The organism is Burkholderia sp. BCC0419 (genome assembly GCF_902830285.1).
GTDB lineage: Bacteria > Pseudomonadota > Gammaproteobacteria > Burkholderiales > Burkholderiaceae > Burkholderia.
Genome location: NZ_CADESR010000001.1, coordinates 1686491 through 1703775 on the forward strand (window position 1 = coordinate 1686491; position 17285 = coordinate 1703775).

Annotated in this window: 18 protein-coding genes and 1 pseudogene; 8 read left to right on the forward strand and 11 right to left on the reverse strand. The window is 65.9% G+C overall.

Annotated elements, in window-relative coordinates:
- Window positions 1-90 precede the first annotated feature (90 nt).
- A complete protein-coding gene (locus tag HWW87_RS07545; RefSeq protein ID WP_175819798.1) occupies window positions 91-936 on the reverse strand; it encodes a carbon-nitrogen hydrolase family protein in 846 nt (281 codons plus the stop codon).
- Between the two features lie 173 nt (window positions 937-1109).
- Between HWW87_RS07545 and HWW87_RS07550 the strand changes: the two genes are divergently transcribed.
- A complete protein-coding gene (locus tag HWW87_RS07550; protein ID WP_175819799.1) occupies window positions 1110-1928 on the forward strand; it encodes a helix-turn-helix transcriptional regulator in 819 nt (272 codons plus the stop codon).
- Between the two features lie 30 nt (window positions 1929-1958).
- On the opposite strand, the gene HWW87_RS07555 is transcribed toward HWW87_RS07550, so the two are convergent.
- A complete protein-coding gene (locus tag HWW87_RS07555) occupies window positions 1959-2564 on the reverse strand; it encodes a GNAT family N-acetyltransferase (RefSeq protein ID WP_175819800.1) in 606 nt (201 codons plus the stop codon).
- A gap of 182 nt (window positions 2565-2746) precedes the next feature.
- On the opposite strand from HWW87_RS07555, the gene HWW87_RS07560 reads away from it, so the two are divergent.
- Window positions 2747-2908: a hypothetical protein gene (locus HWW87_RS07560; protein WP_175819801.1), complete on the forward strand. Its 162-nt coding sequence runs from the start codon at window positions 2747-2749 to the stop codon at window positions 2906-2908.
- Between the two features lie 139 nt (window positions 2909-3047).
- On the opposite strand, the gene HWW87_RS07565 is transcribed toward HWW87_RS07560, so the two are convergent.
- Complete coding sequence (locus HWW87_RS07565) at window positions 3048-3272, reverse strand: hypothetical protein (RefSeq protein ID WP_175819802.1); 225 nt, start codon at window positions 3270-3272, stop codon at window positions 3048-3050.
- A gap of 209 nt (window positions 3273-3481) precedes the next feature.
- Between HWW87_RS07565 and HWW87_RS07570 the strand changes: the two genes are divergently transcribed.
- From HWW87_RS07570 to HWW87_RS07585, 4 genes are all read left to right on the forward strand, one after another.
- A complete protein-coding gene (locus tag HWW87_RS07570) occupies window positions 3482-3901 on the forward strand; it encodes an organic hydroperoxide resistance protein (RefSeq protein ID WP_175819803.1) in 420 nt (139 codons plus the stop codon).
- 66 nt (window positions 3902-3967) lie between these two features.
- Window positions 3968-4294, forward strand: coding sequence for a DUF4148 domain-containing protein (locus HWW87_RS07575; RefSeq protein ID WP_175819804.1), 327 nt, complete (start codon window positions 3968-3970; stop codon window positions 4292-4294).
- Window positions 4295-4356: 62 nt separating this feature from the next.
- Window positions 4357-4686 carry a DUF4148 domain-containing protein gene (locus HWW87_RS07580; RefSeq protein ID WP_175819805.1) on the forward strand — a complete coding sequence of 110 codons (330 nt, stop codon included), beginning with the start codon at window positions 4357-4359 and terminating at the stop codon, window positions 4684-4686.
- Window positions 4687-4854: 168 nt separating this feature from the next.
- Complete coding sequence (locus tag HWW87_RS07585; RefSeq protein ID WP_175819806.1) at window positions 4855-5571, forward strand: GNAT family N-acetyltransferase; 717 nt, start codon at window positions 4855-4857, stop codon at window positions 5569-5571.
- A gap of 52 nt (window positions 5572-5623) precedes the next feature.
- Here the strand turns inward: HWW87_RS07585 and HWW87_RS07590 are convergent, their stop codons facing one another.
- From HWW87_RS07590 to HWW87_RS07595, 3 genes are all read right to left on the reverse strand, one after another.
- Complete coding sequence (locus HWW87_RS07590; protein WP_006482257.1) at window positions 5624-6079, reverse strand: MarR family transcriptional regulator; 456 nt, start codon at window positions 6077-6079, stop codon at window positions 5624-5626.
- A 107-nt stretch (window positions 6080-6186) separates the two neighbouring features.
- Entirely contained in the window at window positions 6187-6315 is a 129-nt protein-coding gene (locus tag HWW87_RS37410; RefSeq protein WP_279608009.1) for a hypothetical protein, read from the reverse strand.
- The gene (locus HWW87_RS07595) at window positions 6312-6683 is read right to left on the reverse strand and encodes a GFA family protein (RefSeq protein WP_175820688.1); all 372 of its coding nucleotides are present in this window, start codon (window positions 6681-6683) and stop codon (window positions 6312-6314) included. The genes HWW87_RS37410 and HWW87_RS07595 overlap by 4 nt, the downstream gene beginning before the upstream one ends.
- 259 nt (window positions 6684-6942) lie before the next feature.
- On the opposite strand from HWW87_RS07595, the gene HWW87_RS07600 reads away from it, so the two are divergent.
- Window positions 6943-7575, forward strand: a complete 633-nt coding sequence (locus HWW87_RS07600) for a 5-formyltetrahydrofolate cyclo-ligase (protein ID WP_174430451.1) — start codon at window positions 6943-6945, stop codon at window positions 7573-7575.
- A 10-nt stretch (window positions 7576-7585) separates the two neighbouring features.
- Here the strand turns inward: HWW87_RS07600 and HWW87_RS07605 are convergent, their stop codons facing one another.
- Both HWW87_RS07605 and HWW87_RS07610 read right to left on the reverse strand, forming a co-directional pair.
- Complete coding sequence (locus HWW87_RS07605) at window positions 7586-8719, reverse strand: AAA family ATPase (protein ID WP_175819807.1); 1134 nt, start codon at window positions 8717-8719, stop codon at window positions 7586-7588.
- A 41-nt stretch (window positions 8720-8760) separates the two neighbouring features.
- The gene (locus HWW87_RS07610; RefSeq protein WP_175819808.1) at window positions 8761-9630 is read right to left on the reverse strand and encodes an RNA ligase family protein; all 870 of its coding nucleotides are present in this window, start codon (window positions 9628-9630) and stop codon (window positions 8761-8763) included.
- A 470-nt stretch (window positions 9631-10100) separates the two neighbouring features.
- Between HWW87_RS07610 and HWW87_RS07615 the strand changes: the two are divergent.
- Window positions 10101-10390: pseudogene (locus HWW87_RS07615) on the forward strand (RtcB family protein); the annotation flags it as partial.
- A 218-nt stretch (window positions 10391-10608) separates the two neighbouring features.
- On the opposite strand, the gene HWW87_RS07620 reads toward HWW87_RS07615, so the two are convergent.
- The 3 genes from HWW87_RS07620 to HWW87_RS07630 form a co-directional block, all read right to left on the reverse strand.
- Complete coding sequence (locus HWW87_RS07620; RefSeq protein WP_014897011.1) at window positions 10609-10821, reverse strand: hypothetical protein; 213 nt, start codon at window positions 10819-10821, stop codon at window positions 10609-10611.
- Between the two features lie 143 nt (window positions 10822-10964).
- Window positions 10965-13562 carry an EAL domain-containing protein gene (locus HWW87_RS07625; protein ID WP_244107148.1) on the reverse strand — a complete coding sequence of 866 codons (2598 nt, stop codon included), beginning with the start codon at window positions 13560-13562 and terminating at the stop codon, window positions 10965-10967.
- 39 nt (window positions 13563-13601) lie between these two features.
- Window positions 13602-17285 carry a hybrid sensor histidine kinase/response regulator gene (locus HWW87_RS07630; protein ID WP_175819809.1) on the reverse strand — a complete coding sequence of 1228 codons (3684 nt, stop codon included), beginning with the start codon at window positions 17283-17285 and terminating at the stop codon, window positions 13602-13604.

Sequence of the window (17285 nt, forward strand, 5' to 3'; positions counted from 1 at the left end):
TGCCTGTGGCCGGCATTTCCATGGAATGGCAGGCACGCGCCGGGCGTGACGCCCGCGCGATGCCGCAGAGGGACAATGCGTGAAGCCGGGCTACCCGGCGCGGTGACGGTGCGTGTCGATCATCAGCGCGCGATGCCCGTTCGGCTGTTCGACGGGCGCGAGACCGAGCGCCACGCGTGCGTCGTGCAGATAGCTGTAGTGTTCGCGGCTCGCTTCGAGGAGGGTCAAGTCGAGGCTCGCCTGCACGACGGCTTCGTCGCGGCCGAGTTCGAGCGTGCTCTCGCCAAACGGATCGACCAGGGCGGACTGGCCGGCGAACGTCAGGTCGTCGTCGCCGGAACCGCAGCGGTTCACCATCAGCGCGAACATCTGGTTCTCCATCGCACGCGCCGCGATCGCGCGGCGATGCACGGGCCCGAACGGGTCCATGTTGCCGTTGGTGACGATCAGCAGATCGGCGTCGAGCGCACCCACCGCGCGCGCCGTCTCCGGGAATTCGATGTCGTAGCAGATCAGCAGGCCCACCGTCAGGCCATTCCACGTGCAGGTCGCGAAACGGTCGCCCGGCGTGAAGACGCCGACGTCCGACGCCCACAGATGGGTCTTGCGATAGCGCAGCACGATGTCGCCCTGCTCGTCGACGAGCACCGTGGTGTTGTAGAACTGTCCGCCGTCACGTTCAGCAAGGCCCACCGCGACGGCGACGCCCTTTTGTCGTGCCGCATCGCGTACCGCGGACAACGCGGGACCGTCGAGCGTCTGCGCGACATCGGCGACGTTGTCCCGTGTCGGGAAGCCCGACAGCGTCGTTTCGGGGAACACGACCAGCTGCGTGCCGCCTGCCGCATCGACGCGCGCGATCGTGTCGATCACCTTGCGCGTGTTGCGTGCGACGTCGCCGTCGGTCAGCGCGAGTTGCGCGAGTTCTACCTGCATGAAGCTCACTCCTTCCAATAGCCTTTCATCTGCGTGTCGTATGCATCGAGCATACGACGCCTCGTCGAGCGAAACGGTAGCCGCTGCCGCTGCTTTTTGAAGTGAGGCCGATTATCGGGTTATTATTTTTGACCTGAAATTCCCCGCCAGGGTTACCCTCACCGGAGGACACGATGGACCTCGAATGGCGAGATCTCGCTTTTCATCGGGAGATCGGTTCGGCCATCGACGCCCTCGATGGCCCGCATTTCTGGGCGCGCCTCACGCGCGTGCTAGAACGGCATCTCGATTTCGACAACTGGGTCGCGCTGCGTTTCGCGCGCGATGCCGCGCCGCTCGTGCTTGCCGAACAGGCGATGCCCGACGGCAAGATCGACCTGATGTTCCAGGACTACCTGGCCGCGCTCTACCAGCTCGATCCGTTCTATCTCGCCGCGTTCGAAACGCAGGCGTCGGGCTTCTACACGCTCGCCGACGTCGCGCCGGACAACTTCCGGATGACCGAGTACTACCAGCGTTACTTCAAGAAGAACATCGTCGGCGACGAAGTGCATTTCAACGTCGTGATCGATCGCGATCACACGCTGGGCTTTTCGCTCGGCAAGACGAGCAAGTACGACGACCGCGAGATGGCCTTGCTCACGCTGTACACGCCATGGGTGCTGTCATTGATGCAGCAGCGCCTGCGCTTCGAGACGTTTGCCGTGAAGGAGGAACCGCGTGCAGCTGAAAGTGAGGCACCCGATCCGCAAGCGCGCTTCGGCATGCTCACGGGCAAGAACGGACGCGGCGCATTGACGTCGCGCGAAATCGAGGTGGCGATGCTGTCGTTGAGCGGGTTCTCGTCGCGTGCGATCGGCGAGAAACTGTCGATCTCGTTCGAGACCGTGCGTGCGCATAAAAAGCACATCTACGCGAAGCTCGGTGTCGGGTCGCAATCCGAACTGTTTGCGATGTTCTACGATCGCGGGCGAACGGGGGAATCCGCGTGATTCACCTTGGGCGCCCGCAAGCGCCCTCCTTCACGCTTCGCGCTCGAGTGTCGGGCAGCGCGTATCCAGATCGAGCCGCAGGTCCGTCACGAATGCACTCCCCGGCTGATGGGACAGCCTGAATCCAATGGAACGCGCGAGGCCTTTCATCGCATCGTTCTCGCTCAACATCGTGCCGACCATCTGCCGCATGCCGGAGCGTCGCGCCAGATCGATCAGGCTCGACAGCAGCACGGCGCCGAGCCCTTGCCGCTGCCACACGTCGTCGATCACGATCGCACATTCGACGACATCGGTTTCGCCGTCGTCCATCGCATAGCGCGCGACGCCGATCAGCTGCTCGCGGCCGCTGGCCCAGATCGTCGCGATCACCGCGCCTTCGCGCCGGCGATCGATGCGGGTCCAGCGGATCATGTCGTCTTCGGTGGGCTTGCGTGCCGACATCAGGCGCATGTAGCGGCTGTGGCTCGACAGCCGGTCGACCAGATCGCGTTCGATGTCGAGATCGCCGTGCTCGATCGCACGCAGGAGGATCGGCGTTCCGTCCTTCGCGTCCCAGATGCGCCGGATGCCGAGGGCCGGCGCATCCTGCCCGGCCGTGACGTACGCCGCCTGTTCGAGCGCCATCGTATCCATCATTCCCTCCGACCTTTCCCGCGTGCCGGGCGCGTCGCGACCGGATCGCCGCGTGCCCTGCCCTTGACGCATGGCTTCCATTATCGGAACGGTCGCCTGTCCGATAAATGCATGGCGGGCGACTTCACAGTTAGCCGCGCGGAAACAATGGACCGGCGACGTGGAAGCGACTGCTGCTGCAGGTGGCCGAACCGCGGCAAACGCTCGCCGTGCTGTACCGGATGCGAGACCCGCTGCAGCGCGAATGCACACATGCGCTGGTCGATGCGACCGCACACGGTGTCGCGCCCGCGACGGCGGACGTGCTGGCGGTGCTGCTGGCGTGGATGAACGCGCCGGATTGACGGCGCGCGTTCGCTTCCCTGCCCTTCGAATCGACGTCGCGTCCGATGTCAGGCGCGTTTTTGAAATGGTCAGTTTGATTTGTAAATAATGCTATTGTGATAAGAAAAGTTATCCAGATAGAGTCGTCGATTTATCCAACTACGTGTTACGCGACAGAAAAATCAGGTCGTCAAACCACCGGAAAATCGGGTCCCACGGTGAGATCGCGCCACGCTTCGACATTCGCGTGCGGCGCATCGAGACGCTTAGGCACGACGTCGAGCGCCGATTGCCGAACCGCAGACGCAACGACGGCGTATCCGGGCCCTGCGCGGCGATCACCGCGCCGAGCGCCCGAACCACATCGGCCAGGATCCACCGCACCGTCCGGTTGGCCGCCGCCGTGGTTCATCAGGATTGGGATCGCCTGAAAGCCTTGTCCCACAAGGCGCTACACATTCCAGATACATTGAAATACAAAATATCGCATGCGATTTAATCGAATGCGCTTGACGTGAGTGATCGTCAGGCGGAAACTGCATCGCATGCGATCGAATCGCATCTGAAACAAACCTCAACTGACGGAGCAAACGATGAGCAAGATCGACAAAGTGCTGTACACGGGCAAGACGCATACGACTTCCGGCGGTCGCGACGGCGCGGCGCGCAGTTCCGACGGCCGCCTCGACATCCAGTTGTCGTCGCCGGGCAGCGCCGGTACCGGCACCAACCCGGAACAACTGTTCGCAGCCGGCTGGTCGGCCTGCTTCATCGGCGCGATGCAACTTGCGGCGCGCGCCGCGAAGGTGACGCTGCCGGCCGATCTCGCGGTCGACGCCGAAGTGGATCTCGGCACGGCGGGCAACGCGTACTTCCTGCAGGCCCAGCTGAACGTGAGCGTGCCGGGGCTCGAGCGCGACGTCGCACAACGCATCGTCGACGCCGCGCACCAGACCTGCCCGTATTCGAAGGCGACGCGCGGCAACATCGACGTCGACATCCGGATCGCCTGAACGTTGCATCGGGCGGCCGAGCGCCGCCCTCCCGAATTCCCGATTCCTTTTCTATCGAGGTGAAAAATGAAAGTCCAATCGTTCGCTGCCCTGCTCGTCGCTGTTTCGGCTGCCGTTGCTGCTCCGGCGTTTGCCAATGAATCCACCGTGACGCGTGCGCAGGTGCGCGCCGAACTCGCGCAGCTTCAACAGGCCGGCTATCCGCTGAACCGCGCGACCGACGCCACCTACCCGAACGATCTGCAGGCCGCGCTGACGCAGATCCACGCCGGCGACGCCGTCGCAGCCAACGCGGCGGCTTCCGGCTACGGCAGCGACGGCGACACCGCGACGCAATCCGGCCGCCGGCATGCCGTCAGCGTGGCCGAGCGCTCGGTGTACTTCGGTCACTGAGCACCACGCTTGATACGTGAACCCTGATTCCTTTTATTCCTGATTCCATTTTGTCGAGGTGAATGATGAAGACCCAACTGATTGCCGCCCTTCTCGTTGCCGTGTCGGCCTCCGTCGTCGCACCGGTTTTTGCCGGCGAAAGCAGCGTCACGCGTGCGCAGGTTCGTGCGGAACTGGCCGCATTGCAGCAAGCCGGCTACCAGCCGAATCGCCCCAATGATCCGCACTACCCGGACAATATCCAGGCGGCGCTGAACCGGATTCGCGACAACGGTGCGGTCGCGGCCGATACGCAGGCAGCCGGTTACGGCAGCGATGCAGCCGGCGCCACGCAGGCCGGCAGCCGCGGTGCGATTCGCACGGCCGAGCGCTCGATCTATTTCGGCCATTGAGTTCGGTACGGCGAATTCGGTCGCTGAAGCTCCTCATATAAAGCGCATGCGATGTAATCGCGTGCGCTTTTTCTATTTGTTTTGTCCGGGTCTGCATCGCCAGCGCTACCTGTCCGGCCCATCCAGGATTATTCTGTGCGGCACCTCAACTTCCACCAAGGAGCCGCGATGTCGGACGCCACGACCGGAAACGCGACAGGCGATGCGCACGTGCTCGACCGGGTCGTCTGGAATGCGCTCACGGGCAGGCAGCGCCGCTTTGCGCTCGGCGAGGGCCGTGCGGTGCGGTTCCCGACAGCCATCGCGCCGTTTGCCGCGATCGACGACACGAGCCCGGCGTCGTTCGACGCACTGCGCGAGCTGATCGTCGCACACGGGCCGGCGGCGCTCGTCACGCCGGACGAGATCGAGCCGCCAGCCGGCTTGTCGGTGATCCGGCGCGCGACGTTGCTGCAAATGACCTGGCAACGGACGTTCGATCCGACACACGAATCGGAACCTGTCCCGCTCGGCGAAGCCGACGTGCCGGACATGCTCGCGCTGACCGCCGCCGCGCAGCCGGGCCCGTTCGGCCCGCGCACGTTCGAGCTTGGCCACTACATCGGCGTGCGCAATGACGGCCGGCTGGCCGCGATGGCCGGCCAGCGGATGCAGGTGGACGGATATACCGAGATCAGCGCCGTCTGTGTGGATGCCGCGTTTCGGCGGCAAGGGCTGGCGGCTCGGCTGATCCGGTCGTTGATCGCGACGATCGGCGCGCGTGCGGAAACACCGTTCCTGCATGTCCTCACGACGAACCAGGTGGCGATCGAGCGCTATCTCGCGCTCGGTTTCGTCGTCCGTCGCGAGATGCACCTGCTGGTGTTGGGCGATGCGCACGCATGACAACGCGGCCGGCGCGATTCACGCGTCGGCCGCTTATCGTGCCTGAGGGCTTTTATGCTTCGGTCGACCGGATCAGGTTGCCGCGCAGCGTGACGATTGCCTTCTGCACCTTCGCGAATTCGTCCGGCTTCAGCCCGGTGGCTTCGACCAGGTTCATGTCGAGCCCCTTCTCGCGCACGCGGCGACCGCTTTTCGTCAGGCTGACGAGCACCTGGCGCTCGTCGGACGGATCGCGGTGCCGCTCCAGGTAGCCCATCGCCTCGAGCTTCTTCAGGATCGGTGTCAGCGTATTGGATTCGAGGAACAGCTTTTCGCCGAGCTGGCCGACGGTCTGGTTGTCCTGCTCCCACAGCGCAATGATCGTGATGTACTGCGTATACGTGAGACCGAGCTCGTCGAGGATCGGCTTGTACGCCTTGCCGAACGCGAGGTTCGCCGAGTAGATCGCAAAGCACAGGAACTCGGACAGCTTCGGCGCGGCAGGCGACGGGGTTTCGGTCGGTTTCATGGACTTCCTCCAGCGACTTGAACGGTCGCAGACGATCGCATTATATATCGCATGCGATCTTATCGGAAGCATGATAATCGGTGTCGATAGGCTGACGCGCCGCGCGCTCAGCCCAGTTTGCGACGCTTGCCGGTTTGCTGACGGCTGACCGACAGCAACGTGCACTGCACCGGATGCGCGATTTCGGTCGCGAGCCCGCCGGCGGCAAACAGCAGGATCATCAGCCAGCGTTTCATGCGTCCTCCACGATCGAGAGGCTCGCACCATCGGCGACCGTCGCGTCGAGCGCATACGGATCGACGCCATCGAGGCAACCGAGATTGACGCGCCAGCACGCCGGATCCTTGCGGGTCTGGTGGAACGGATAGACGCCGCACCGGCTGCAGAAATAGTGGCGCGCCGTGTGCGTGTTGAAGCGATAACACGTCAGTGCGCCCTCGCCTTCGACGATTGTCAGGTTGGCGGCGGCGAACATCGGGCTCATCAGCGCGCCGCGCCGGCGGCAAAGGCTGCAGTTGCAGCGGACGGCGGGTGCAATGGCAGCCCTGACTTCGAATTTGACGGCCCCGCAATGGCAGGACCCTTTGAACCAGGTGGCAGACATGATGGACTCCGAAGCGGTCATGCCTGCTTTATAGCGAACCTGCGCGCGGGCGTTGTATCGCACTGTATCGGCGGTCGGCGCAGATACAGGACATTGCAAATCCGCGGCGCGCGGCGACAGATATCGCATTTCCGGTTTCACCCCTAGAATAGCGGCCGGGGAAACCGCATCCAGGGCCGTCAGCGTGCAGCGTTCATCGAACGCTTCGCCGACATTCACGCGGTTCCGCCGAATAACGAACAACATCATTACAACACTCATGAAAAGAAGAACATTTCTCGCGCTGCCCGCCGTGGCGGCGTCCGGCATGCTGGCCGGCTGCGCCGATTTCGGTCCCGTCACCAAGGAATGGATGAAGGATTCGAAATACGACGAAACGTTGTCGACCTTCCTGATTACATCCGACGGCAAGCAACTCGTCGTGCTCGGCAAGCGGTATCACTACATCTTCGAGATGCCGCCGGGCCTCGCGACTGTGCTCACCGCGCCTTATCGCCCGAAGCTCCACACGGCGTTCAGCGATTTCGAGGCGCATGGCGACAAGGTCACCGGTCATTACACGATGATGCTGGACTACGCAGATGCGCCGACCGGCTCCGACACGCGCGAGCGTGCGCTTGCGGACGGTTTCAAGAAGGACTCGGGCCGCCTGGAGTCGGAAGGCACGATCAGCGGCAAGCGCTACCTGCCGAACGATGTCACGCCGTCGGCGGTCCCGCAGGCGTTCAATCACGCGTATGGCGTCACGGTGACTGAGAAGCTGTCGGCCGTCGGCAAGGGCGCCAAGCTCGCCCTATCGCCGATCACGATGGCGGCGGACGGCGCGCTGGGCCTGCTTGGTCTCGCGCTGTTCCCGATTGCGCTGACGGTGTTCATCGTGATGGCGAGCTAGGATCGCCGCGTCAGACTTCGTAGCGCACCGCATGCGCTTCGGTCGGCAGCGGCAGATCCCAGCGCAGCAGCATCGCCTCGAGCGCACGGTTCGTCAGCGACGTGTCGCGCCGCGCATTGCGGCGCAACAGCTCCGCGCGCGGCCGTTCGAGGTAGACGAGCGTCACGTCGGCGCCGTACGCATACAGCAGGTCGAGCGTCTTCTTGCGCATCAGCGGCGACAGGTTCGTCGCATTCCACACGAACGGCCGCCGGTCGCGCAACAACGCCTTCGCGGCATCGACCGCATGGTGCGCGACCGCGCCCTCGTTGCGGCCGTGACGCAGCCCCAACGCATCGCGCGCATCGTCGAACGACACGACCGGCAGATCCGGATGATGCCGCGCAACCCACGTGTTCTTGCCCGATGCCGGCAGGCCCGCCATCACCACGACCGGCGAGCCCGGCGTGCGGAACAGCGGATAGTCGGGATGCACGTCCGCGCCGCGGAAATAGCTGAGTGCGGTATGCGCGTCGGCGAATGCACGCGGCTGGCCGTAACAGCCGTCCTCCCGCGCCAGTTCGCGCCACAGCTCGATGTTGTCGAGCACGCGCTGCGTGTCGTTGCAGATGCGGCCACGGATGTCGGCTTCGGCGAGCAGGCACAGCAGCGGCAAGCTGACCTGCCACGACAGTTCGCGCGCGATGAACTCCGGCGTGCCGCGGCGCGAGCCGCTCATCGCGAAGAACGGCACCTGGTGCACGGCGATCATCCGGCAGATGGCCTCGCGCACCGCGAACGGCACGCCGGCATCCCACAGCGCGATGCGCGCATCGATCGCACCCTTGCGCGAGTGGCCGGGATGGCCGATCGCACCGGTGACGGGATCGACGACCGTCGTGCTCGACTTGGCGATGTCATGCAGCAGCGCGGCCAGGAACACGATTTCCTGGTCGGCGCGCGACGCGGCCCGATAACCGGGCAGCGCCAGCAGCGCATCGATCACCATCATCGTATGTGTCCACACGTCGCCTTCGCCGTGATGCGCGGGCTCCTGCGGGGTCGTTTTCGCGTGTTCGAGCGCGGGGAACGCCGCGAGGCACGCGCGATAGTCCGGCTGCTGGCCGGGCGCAGGCACGAGCGCCTGCAGATGTTCGTACTTCATGATCTGGACTCCTGTCGAAGCGGCATGTGGCCGCTTCGCATTCATGGGTTCGGATGTGCTGCCGGGCTCGACGCCCACGTCACCGTCGGACGCGGCGCATACAGGTCGACACCCGGCGCGAGCAGGTTCGGGATGAACGGCTGCTCCGAGTGATGGCGCGCGGAAGCGAGAATCGCCTGCACGAAATCGTGGCGCACCCATTTCAGGCGCGCGGTCGTCGTATCGTCGGTCTCGACCTTCACGTAGAGCCCTTCGGACCGCTCCGACTTGTCGCACTGCTGCCAGGCACGCGCGAGGTCGAGCCCCTGCCGCCGCACGGTGTCCTCGAACGCGCGGCGCCAGTCCGGCGTCTTCGCGAGCGACGGACCGAGCAGCGCCTTGAGGTCCGCGAGCCGCGCCGGCGCGACACCTTCGTACAGCACGGGCACCGACAGCACCGGTCCGTCGGCGAGCAGCGCGCGCCGCGCGGGCGTCGACAGGAAGCGGCCCGTCGCGCGGTCGAACACGTCGAATTCGAAGAAATGATGCGGCAGCGCATCGTAGAACACCGCGTGCTTCTTGCTCATCGTCTCGCCGTACATCACGTAGCGATCGCCGAGGCGGTCGAGCAGCCAGCCGGCATGGGCCGCTGCCCAGGTCTTCACGAAACCGAACTGCCGCTCGCGGCCGCCGCCGGCCAGATAGTGGCCGCGCGACTGCAGCAGCAGCTCGCCTGCCGGGCTGAAGCTGATGCCCGTGTTCGCGCCGTCGAGCTTTTCCTCGACGACGAGGTGCGCGCCCGCGAGGGTGCGATAGGGAACGTGGTCGTGACCTTCGTCGCCGTCCTGCAGGCGCGAGCCTTCAAGGTGCGGCGTGCGCGGGTAGCGGGCGAGGTCGAGCGATTGCGCGTAGGCGCGAAAATCCAGCGTCATGGTCTTTCTCCGGAAACAGGGAAAAAGCCGACGACGTGAACGAACGGATTGGAGTGCGTTGCGGTGTCAGTGCGAGTCCGGGCGCGGCCCTGCGATCACCGTTCCGGCGCGATGGCGCGAACGGAAACGGGCAGGACGACACGCGGCCGGGACGGCAGTCGTCGGCGTATCAGGCGAAGGGACGAATGATTGCGGGCACTTGGATCACCGGTTCGATGAGGGTTCAGGGATGAAGCAGGCGGATGCTACGAAACGGTTTTGGCGGTGTCAAGCGCGACCGGGTGTGTCCGTTGTGGTCGTCCGAACGCATTGAACGCCTGCTGCGACGCGCGGCACGCGTGATCGGTACGGGAATGATCTGGAATCCTATATGTGTGTTTTTCGCCACATCACGCGCCGAATCGAGCGGCGACCTCGCGCTGCCCGCGCCATGGGCCACCGTTCTTCCTTTTCATCGAACGGAAACCTCCATGGGCACTTCCATGCAATACCTGGCCGAGCGCATCACGCTGTGCGCTTGCGCTACCACCTGGATCGAAGTGAGGCCACCATCCGGCAACTCGAACAGGCTGCCACCCTCCCCGGCATGCGGCGCGTCGCCGGCATGCCCGATCTTCATCCCGGACGCGGCTACCCGGTCGGCGCCGCGTTCTTTTCCATGGGCCGGCGGTATCCGGCGCTGATCGGCGGCGATATCGGCTGCGGAATGGCGCTCTGGCAAACCGCGCTCGATGCGCGGCGCATCAGTGCGTCGAAACTCGCGATGCGGGTTCGGAGCACGTGAAGACGTGACGGCGCACTGTGAACAGCAAGGCGCAGCGGGATCGGAAGAATCGGGAAGGTGGTGCTCAGAAGGAGTGTTCAGACGCGCGACCGGAACCGGTGCGCGTGAGCGCGCGATGCGCGCCGCCGGCGCGTGTCGGCCGTCGGCCGCGCGTCGGCGGGAATCAGCGGGGATGCGTCAGCGGGGGGCGAGACTCAGTAAGCGGACATCTCGACGCAAGGATCGACCTTGGACGGCGAGCAGATGACCGAATACTTGGCGCTTTCGCGCATCAGCGCTTCGCCTTCATGCAGGGCGATCTTGATCTCGGGGTGACGCTCGTACGCGAGGAAGGCGGAGCAGACGACCGCGGACATCACGACCAGGGAAAACACAAATTTTTCAAGGGATTGGAAACGTTCGGGCATGGTTCGACCTTTCTTCTAGGCCGACATTATAACCAAGAATAAGGGTTTTCCCTATATGCGCGCCGGCATACCGAGGATCGCTCCGGTCGTCCCCCTTTCGTCGTCATTTCGCGCTGGCGGCCCCGCAGCGACGCCGGCGCCGTTCAAGGCCGACCGTGCGGTTCCGCCACGTCGGGAGACCGCAGCGGAGACGGATGAATGCCGAGGCGGCCCACGCCGAGGTCTGCCCGGCTCAGCGACGTGTGCTCGAACCGCTGGAACGACTCGGCAATGTGCTTGCGCAGCAGCGCGACGTCCCACGGCTTGATCAGCAGCTTCTGGACGGACCCGTTGCCGGCCGCGTCGGCGATCGACGTCCCTTCGCCGTAGCCCGACAGCAGGATGCGCACGATGTCCGGGTACAGCGCCTTCACACGCTGCAGCAGGTCGATGCCCGACACGCTCGGCATCCGGAAGTCCGACACGATCACGCCGACGCGATGCTGGGCGAGCAGCTCGAGCGCTTCGTCGGGATCGGTGGTGGCGAGTATCTCGTAGCCGTCGCGGCCGAGCGCCTGCCGGAGCATCTGCAGGACCGCGCGGTCGTCGTCCACCAGCAGCAGCGTCCGGTGCAGCAGTTCGCGCTGCCGGCAATGCTCGGGAAGCTCCGAGCCGGCGGACAACATGTCGGCGATCTCGTCGCCGGTGACCGGATGGCTGAAGTAGTAGCCCTGCATCGAATGGCAGTGATGCCGGTTCAGGAACGACAACTGCGCTTCCGTCTCCACGCCCTCGGCCACCGTCTCCATGTGCAACGACTCCGCCATCGCGATGATCGAGCGCGTCAACGACGCGCCTTCCGCGCTGGTGGTGACGTCGCTGAGGAACGACCGGTCGATCTTGACGACGTCGATCGGCAGGTCCTTCAGGTACGACAGGCTCGAATAGCCGGTGCCGAAGTCGTCCAGCGACAGCACGACGCCGAGCGCCTTCAGCTCGCGCAGCGTGTGCGCGATCGCGTTGCAGTCCTGCATCAGCACGCTTTCGGTCAACTCGAGTTCGAGCGAGTCCGGCGCGAGACCGGTTTCCTCGAGCGTCGTGCGCACCATGTCGGCCACGTCCTGCTGCCGGAACTGGCGCGCCGACAGGTTGACGGCGATCCGGATCGGCGGATGCCCTTCCCGCCGCCACGCGACGGCCTGTGCGCACGCGGTGCGCAATACCCATTCCCCGATCGGCAGAATCAGCCCGCTTTCTTCGGCGATCGGGATGAAGCGGTCGGGCGGAACAATGCCGATCCCCGGACGCCGCCAGCGAATCAGCGCCTCGACGCCGCTGATCTGGCCGGTCTTGAGATCGACCTTCGGCTGGTAGTACAGCTCGAGCTCGCCGTTCGCGACGGCCTGATGCAGCGCGGTTTCGATGACGGCCTGCTCTTCCACGCGCGCGCCCAGTTCGCGTGTATAGAAACTGTAGCAATTGCGCCCGCGCTCCTTCGCGCAATACAGCGCGGCATCGGCCGTCTTCAGCAGCGTCTCCGCGTCCGTGCCGTCGGTCGGGTAGAGACTGACGCCGACGCTGGTCGTCACGTGCAGGTCGTGGCCGTCGAGCACGAACGGCGCGATGAAGGTGTCCAGGATCTTGTGGGCGATCGCGTCCGCGTCCGACGCCGTCGCCAGGTTGACCAGCATCACGACGAACTCGTCGCCGCCGAGCCGCGCGACCGTGTCGCCGTCGCGCACCGAGCTCTTCAGACGCGCGGCGACGACCCGCAGCAGTCCGTCGCCGACCGAGTGGCCGAAGCTGTCGTTGACGTGCTTGAAGCGGTCCAGGTCGAGCACCATCACCGCGATCAGCTGCCCGGTGCGGCGCGCCTGCGACATCGCCTGCTCCATCCGGTCGCTGAGCAGGTTGCGGTTCGGCAGGCCGGTCAGCGCGTCGTGGTTGGCGAGGTATTCGATGCGGCCCTGCTGCATCTTGCGTTCGGTGATGTCCTGGACGATGCCGCGCAGGATGATCGCGTGACTCGGATCGCGACCGGATTCCGCCTGGTGCAGCACGCAGCGCTCGGTGCCGTCCGCATGGATCAGCCGATGCTCGAGCGAGAACGCGACGCCTTCGGTGCGCAGGCTCGTGTACGATTGCACGAGCAGCGGCTGTTCGTCGGGCGGCACGGCCTGCACGAGGCGCTCGAAGGTCGGCGGCGTGCGGGCGGCGTCGAGCCCGAGAATCCGGTACAGCTCCGGCGACCAGTAGCCGTCCGTCCGCCCGGCCTGATACTCCCAGTTGCCGAGATGCGCGAGCGCCTGCGCATGGGTGAGGCTGACCTCGGTGGTCGCCAGCTTTTCGACCGCCGCGGCGGCGCGCAGCAGATAGCGGATCCGGTAGCCGAGCAGCTTCCACCGCATCGGCTTGGACACGAAGTCGGTCGCGCCGGCGTCGAATGCACTGGCGATCGATGCGTCGTCGTCGTTGCCCGTGAGCATGACGATCGGCACGCGGCGCCCTTCGGGCATGGCGCGCAGCGTGCGGCAACAGTCGAATCCATCGCCGCCCGGCATCTCGACGTCGAGCAGCACGACGGCGGGACGATGACGCAGGAACGCGTCGATGCCGTCCTGCGGCCCGGTCGCTTCCTCGACGCGGAACCCTTCGGGTTCGAGGGTCTCCACGACCAGCATGCGCGTCATCACGTCGTCATCGATGATCAGAATCGCCGGCACATCGGCCTGTTCCTGGTTCACGACCGTCCTCCTGTTCATGCCGCATCGCGATCGCCATGGCGATCGGCCGGCCTCCGTTCAACTGTCGACGCGCTCCGCCATCAGCGCGGCGTGCGCTTGCCCGAATTCCGCGTCCGTGCCGGCGACCAGTTCCACCGCCGCGTTCACGTCGGCGGCGCGCGCCAGCCGCTCGATCTCGCGGCAACGCGCCGACAGCAGGTGCGCGCCGACGTTCGCGCTGCTCGATTTCAGCGTGTGGGCGGCCAGCTTCAGCGCATCGGCGTCGCCCGCGTCGACCGCCGCATGCATGTCGCGGATCAGCCGCGGCGCATCCGCCGTGAATTGATCGATGATCCGCGTCAGGACATCCGGGCGGCCCGGCCGCTGAAGCGCGCGCAATGCATCGAGCGCCTTGTGGTCGATCACGCCTGCGTCGTCGTCCGGATCGGGGGCGCCGCCCCCACCCGCTTCCGGACTCGTTTCGATGCCGCCGGCGGTCACGGCCGCATCGCTTTCGGTGGCCGGCGCGCATGCCGCGCCGCCGACATGGCGCGCGAGCGTCCGCAGCAGCGCATCGCGGCGGAACGGCTTGCCGAGATAGTCGTCCATGCCGGCGGCCAGGCAGCGCTCCCGGTCGCCGCTGAGCGCGTTGGCCGTCAACGCGATGACCGGCATGCGCGGCGCACCGGCTTCGGCTTCGCGACGGCGCAACTGCCGCGTCGCCTCGAAGCCGTCGAGCCTCGGCATCTGGCAGTCCATCAGAACGACGTCGAATACGTCGTCCGCCAGCCGGTTCAGGGCCTGCTCGCCGTCGTCGGCCACGGCGACCTGATAGGCGGTGTCCTCCAGCATCGCGAGCGCGATCTGCTGATTCACGACGTTGTCCTCCACCAGCAGCACGCGCGCCGGGATCGCGTCGAGCGGCCGGCCCGCGCCGGCGTCGTCGGCCACCGGCTCGGCCGACGTCAGCCGCGGCGGCATCACGTGCATCGCCGACGCGATGGCCATATAGAGGTTGACCCCATGGAGCGGCTTCGTCAGCCGGGCGGCGATGTCGAGTTCGCGCGCGATCAGGACGCTGTCCATCATCTCGAACGCGGTCAGCGTGATGATCCTGAGCGCACGCAGCGACGGATCGTGGCGGATGTGCTGCACGAGCGAGATGCCGTCCATGCCCGGCATCCGCACGTCGACGATCGCGAGATCGAACGGTGCGCCGTCGGCGACCGCCGAGCGCAACTGCGACAGCGCGTCGTCGCCGCCGATCGCCGTGGCGACGCACAGCTGCCATTCGATCGCATGTTCGAGCAGCACGCTGCGATCGGTTTCGCTGTCGTCCACGATCAGCACCTTCAGGCCGGCGAGCGACGGCCTTGCCGCCGATGCGACGCCGACCTCGCCGGACGCCGGCTCGAACGGAGTCGTCACGGTAAACACCGAGCCCTTGCCGGGCGTCGATTCGAGCGTGAGCGCGCCGCCCATCATCTCGGCCAGCTGGCGGGAAATCACGAGGCCGAGCCCGGTTCCGCCGTATTTGCGCGCGACCGAGTTGTCGGCCTGCTGGAACGGCCGGAACAACTGCGCGGCCACCTCGGGCGCGATGCCGATACCGCTGTCGGCGATCGAGAACACGAGGCGGCCGTCGTCCGCATACGATGCAGTGAGCGCGACGTGCCCGTGCTCGGTGAACTTGATCGCATTGCCGAGCAGATTCATGAGCACCTGGCGCAACCGCACCGGGTCGCCGCGCATCCATTCCGGAACGGTGTCGCCGCGCTGGTACACGAGCGCAAGCGCCTTGCGTTGTGCGTTGGGCTCCAGCAGCGCGACGACATCGTCGAGCAATTGATGCAGATTGAAATCGATGCGTTCCAGCGTCAGCTTGCCGGCCTCGATCTTCGAGAAATCGAGAATGTCGTCGATCAGGACGAGCAGCGTCTGACCGGATCGATACACGGTGTCGACGAACTTGCGCTGCTTCGACGTCAGCCGCGTGCGCTGCAGCAGTTCGGTCATGCCGAGCACGCCGTTCATCGGCGTGCGGATCTCGTGGCTCATTCGCGCGAGAAACTCCGATTTCGCCGAATTCGCGGCTTCGGCCGTAGCGATCGCCGCCTGCAAATCGACGTCGCGGCGCTCGATTTCGTCGAGCATCATGTTGAAGCCGGCGATCAGCGCCGCGACTTCGTCGCTGCCTTTGTGCGCCATGCGCAGCGACAGGTCGTTGCCGCTGCGGATGCGCGCCATCGTGCGCGTCAGGTTCGACAGCGGGCGGGAGATCGACGTGCCGAGCCGATGACTGATCACCAGGCCGCCGATCGCGAGCAAGAACGATACCCCTACGATCATCAGGAACGCGGTCGCCACGGCCCGGTAGACGTCCGATACGATGCCGCGCTGCTGAAGGTCGACGCGCACGGCCTCCTGTTCGGTGTAGGCCGCGAGGCGATTGGCCGTCGTGTCGACGTCCGCGACGATGCGCTGCATGGCCACGTCGTTGGACAGCATGTCGGACTTCACCGCGAGGATGCGGCGCGCGGAGCCGGCCAGCTCCGTGGTCAGCGCAACGACATCCTGTGCGCGCTTCGCGTTGCCCGGGCCGTCTGCGGCGAGCGCATCGCGCAGCGCGCCGGCGGACGCGGTCAGCGTGACGACGTTCGTGCGCAGCTCGTCGTCGGCGCGCTTCAGGCGCTCCACGCTGTCGCTTTGCGCGACCATGCGCAGGTCGAACGCCAACGCGTTGATGCCGCCGTTCACCACCGCCGACAGCGACGCGATCCGCGCGGCGCGGCGCCGGAATTCGATCGCTTCGTCGAGGCGCTGTCGCGCCTTGACGATCTGCAGCGCGAACGGGTCCGCGATCTCCGCGAGCTTCGCGTCCAGCGCATCGAGCGACTGCAGCGCCTTGTCCTCTTTCGTCCGGTAGCGGGTCGCGACGGACGGCTCCGCGAACATGGCGCCGCGCAGCGCGACGAGGCCTTCGTGGTCGTCGAGGAGGTCGGCCGCCACGCGCCCGAGCGCGCTCGTCACGCCCTGCGCGGTGGCGGCATCGAGGTTCGGCGCCGCGATCGCGAGCGCATGGCGTGCGCCGTCGATGGACGCCTGCATGCGTTCGCGCAGCGGCGCGAGCCGGTATCGGTTCGGCGCGACGTCGACGCGGCCGGCGACGGTGATGATGTCCTTGACGTTCGTGCGCACCTGGTCGAGCGCATGAATCGTCCGGTTGTACGCGGTGTTGGCCGCGAGCGCGTCGCTCACCGCGGCATCGGCATCGTCGTCCAGCCGCGCGGTTTCCTTGCCGATCTCGGTCAGCAGCGTGGCGCCCCGCGCCTGCACGCGCTCGATCAGCCCGCGTTCGGCGGCGAGTTGCGCATCGCCCCGCAGCCGCTTGTCGACGCCTTCGTTCATCGACCCGAGCATCGTCCGCAGGTCGGCGGACGGTTCGTCGATGCCGTGCCGGTCGATCGCGCGCACGGCGGCCGTGATACCCGTGATCCGCTGCAATTGCGTATCGATCTCCGCCGACGACTGCTGCCGTTCCGTTGCATCCTGCGCCCGCTCGAGCCGGTTGAAATCCACGGCCAGTTCCGCGTACGCGCGCTGGAGTTCGTTACTGCGCACCTGCAAGGGCAGCGATTCGGTCGTCAGCGTGCGCACGCCGGACGCAATTCCGTGCACCGCGATCAGGCTGGTCGCGGAAATCGCCACTGCGCCCAGCAGCATCAGGCTGGTGCTGGTGACGAGCTTCGCCTTGATGTCCAT

Excerpts from the sequence above, each read along its gene's own strand:
- HWW87_RS07545 (WP_175819798.1), bottom strand. The coding sequence starts at position 936 with ATGCAGGTAGAACTCGCGCAACTCGCGCTGACCGACGGCGACGTCGCA.
- HWW87_RS07550 (WP_175819799.1), top strand. The coding sequence starts at position 1,110 with ATGGACCTCGAATGGCGAGATCTCGCTTTTCATCGGGAGATCGGTTCG.
- HWW87_RS07555 (WP_175819800.1), bottom strand. The coding sequence starts at position 2,564 with ATGGATACGATGGCGCTCGAACAGGCGGCGTACGTCACGGCCGGGCAG.
- HWW87_RS07570 (WP_175819803.1), top strand. The coding sequence starts at position 3,482 with ATGAGCAAGATCGACAAAGTGCTGTACACGGGCAAGACGCATACGACT.
- HWW87_RS07575 (WP_175819804.1), top strand. The coding sequence starts at position 3,968 with ATGAAAGTCCAATCGTTCGCTGCCCTGCTCGTCGCTGTTTCGGCTGCC.
- HWW87_RS07580 (WP_175819805.1), top strand. The coding sequence starts at position 4,357 with ATGATGAAGACCCAACTGATTGCCGCCCTTCTCGTTGCCGTGTCGGCC.
- HWW87_RS07585 (WP_175819806.1), top strand. The coding sequence starts at position 4,855 with ATGTCGGACGCCACGACCGGAAACGCGACAGGCGATGCGCACGTGCTC.
- HWW87_RS07590 (WP_006482257.1), bottom strand. The coding sequence starts at position 6,079 with ATGAAACCGACCGAAACCCCGTCGCCTGCCGCGCCGAAGCTGTCCGAG.
- HWW87_RS37410 (WP_279608009.1), bottom strand. The coding sequence starts at position 6,315 with ATGAAACGCTGGCTGATGATCCTGCTGTTTGCCGCCGGCGGGCTCGCG.
- HWW87_RS07595 (WP_175820688.1), bottom strand. The coding sequence starts at position 6,683 with ATGTCTGCCACCTGGTTCAAAGGGTCCTGCCATTGCGGGGCCGTCAAA.
- HWW87_RS07600 (WP_174430451.1), top strand. The coding sequence starts at position 6,943 with ATGAAAAGAAGAACATTTCTCGCGCTGCCCGCCGTGGCGGCGTCCGGC.
- HWW87_RS07605 (WP_175819807.1), bottom strand. The coding sequence starts at position 8,719 with ATGAAGTACGAACATCTGCAGGCGCTCGTGCCTGCGCCCGGCCAGCAG.
- HWW87_RS07610 (WP_175819808.1), bottom strand. The coding sequence starts at position 9,630 with ATGACGCTGGATTTTCGCGCCTACGCGCAATCGCTCGACCTCGCCCGC.
- HWW87_RS07620 (WP_014897011.1), bottom strand. The coding sequence starts at position 10,821 with ATGCCCGAACGTTTCCAATCCCTTGAAAAATTTGTGTTTTCCCTGGTC.
- HWW87_RS07625 (WP_244107148.1), bottom strand. The coding sequence starts at position 13,562 with ATGAACAGGAGGACGGTCGTGAACCAGGAACAGGCCGATGTGCCGGCG.
- HWW87_RS07630 (WP_175819809.1), bottom strand. The coding sequence starts at position 17,285 with ATGGACATCAAGGCGAAGCTCGTCACCAGCACCAGCCTGATGCTGCTG.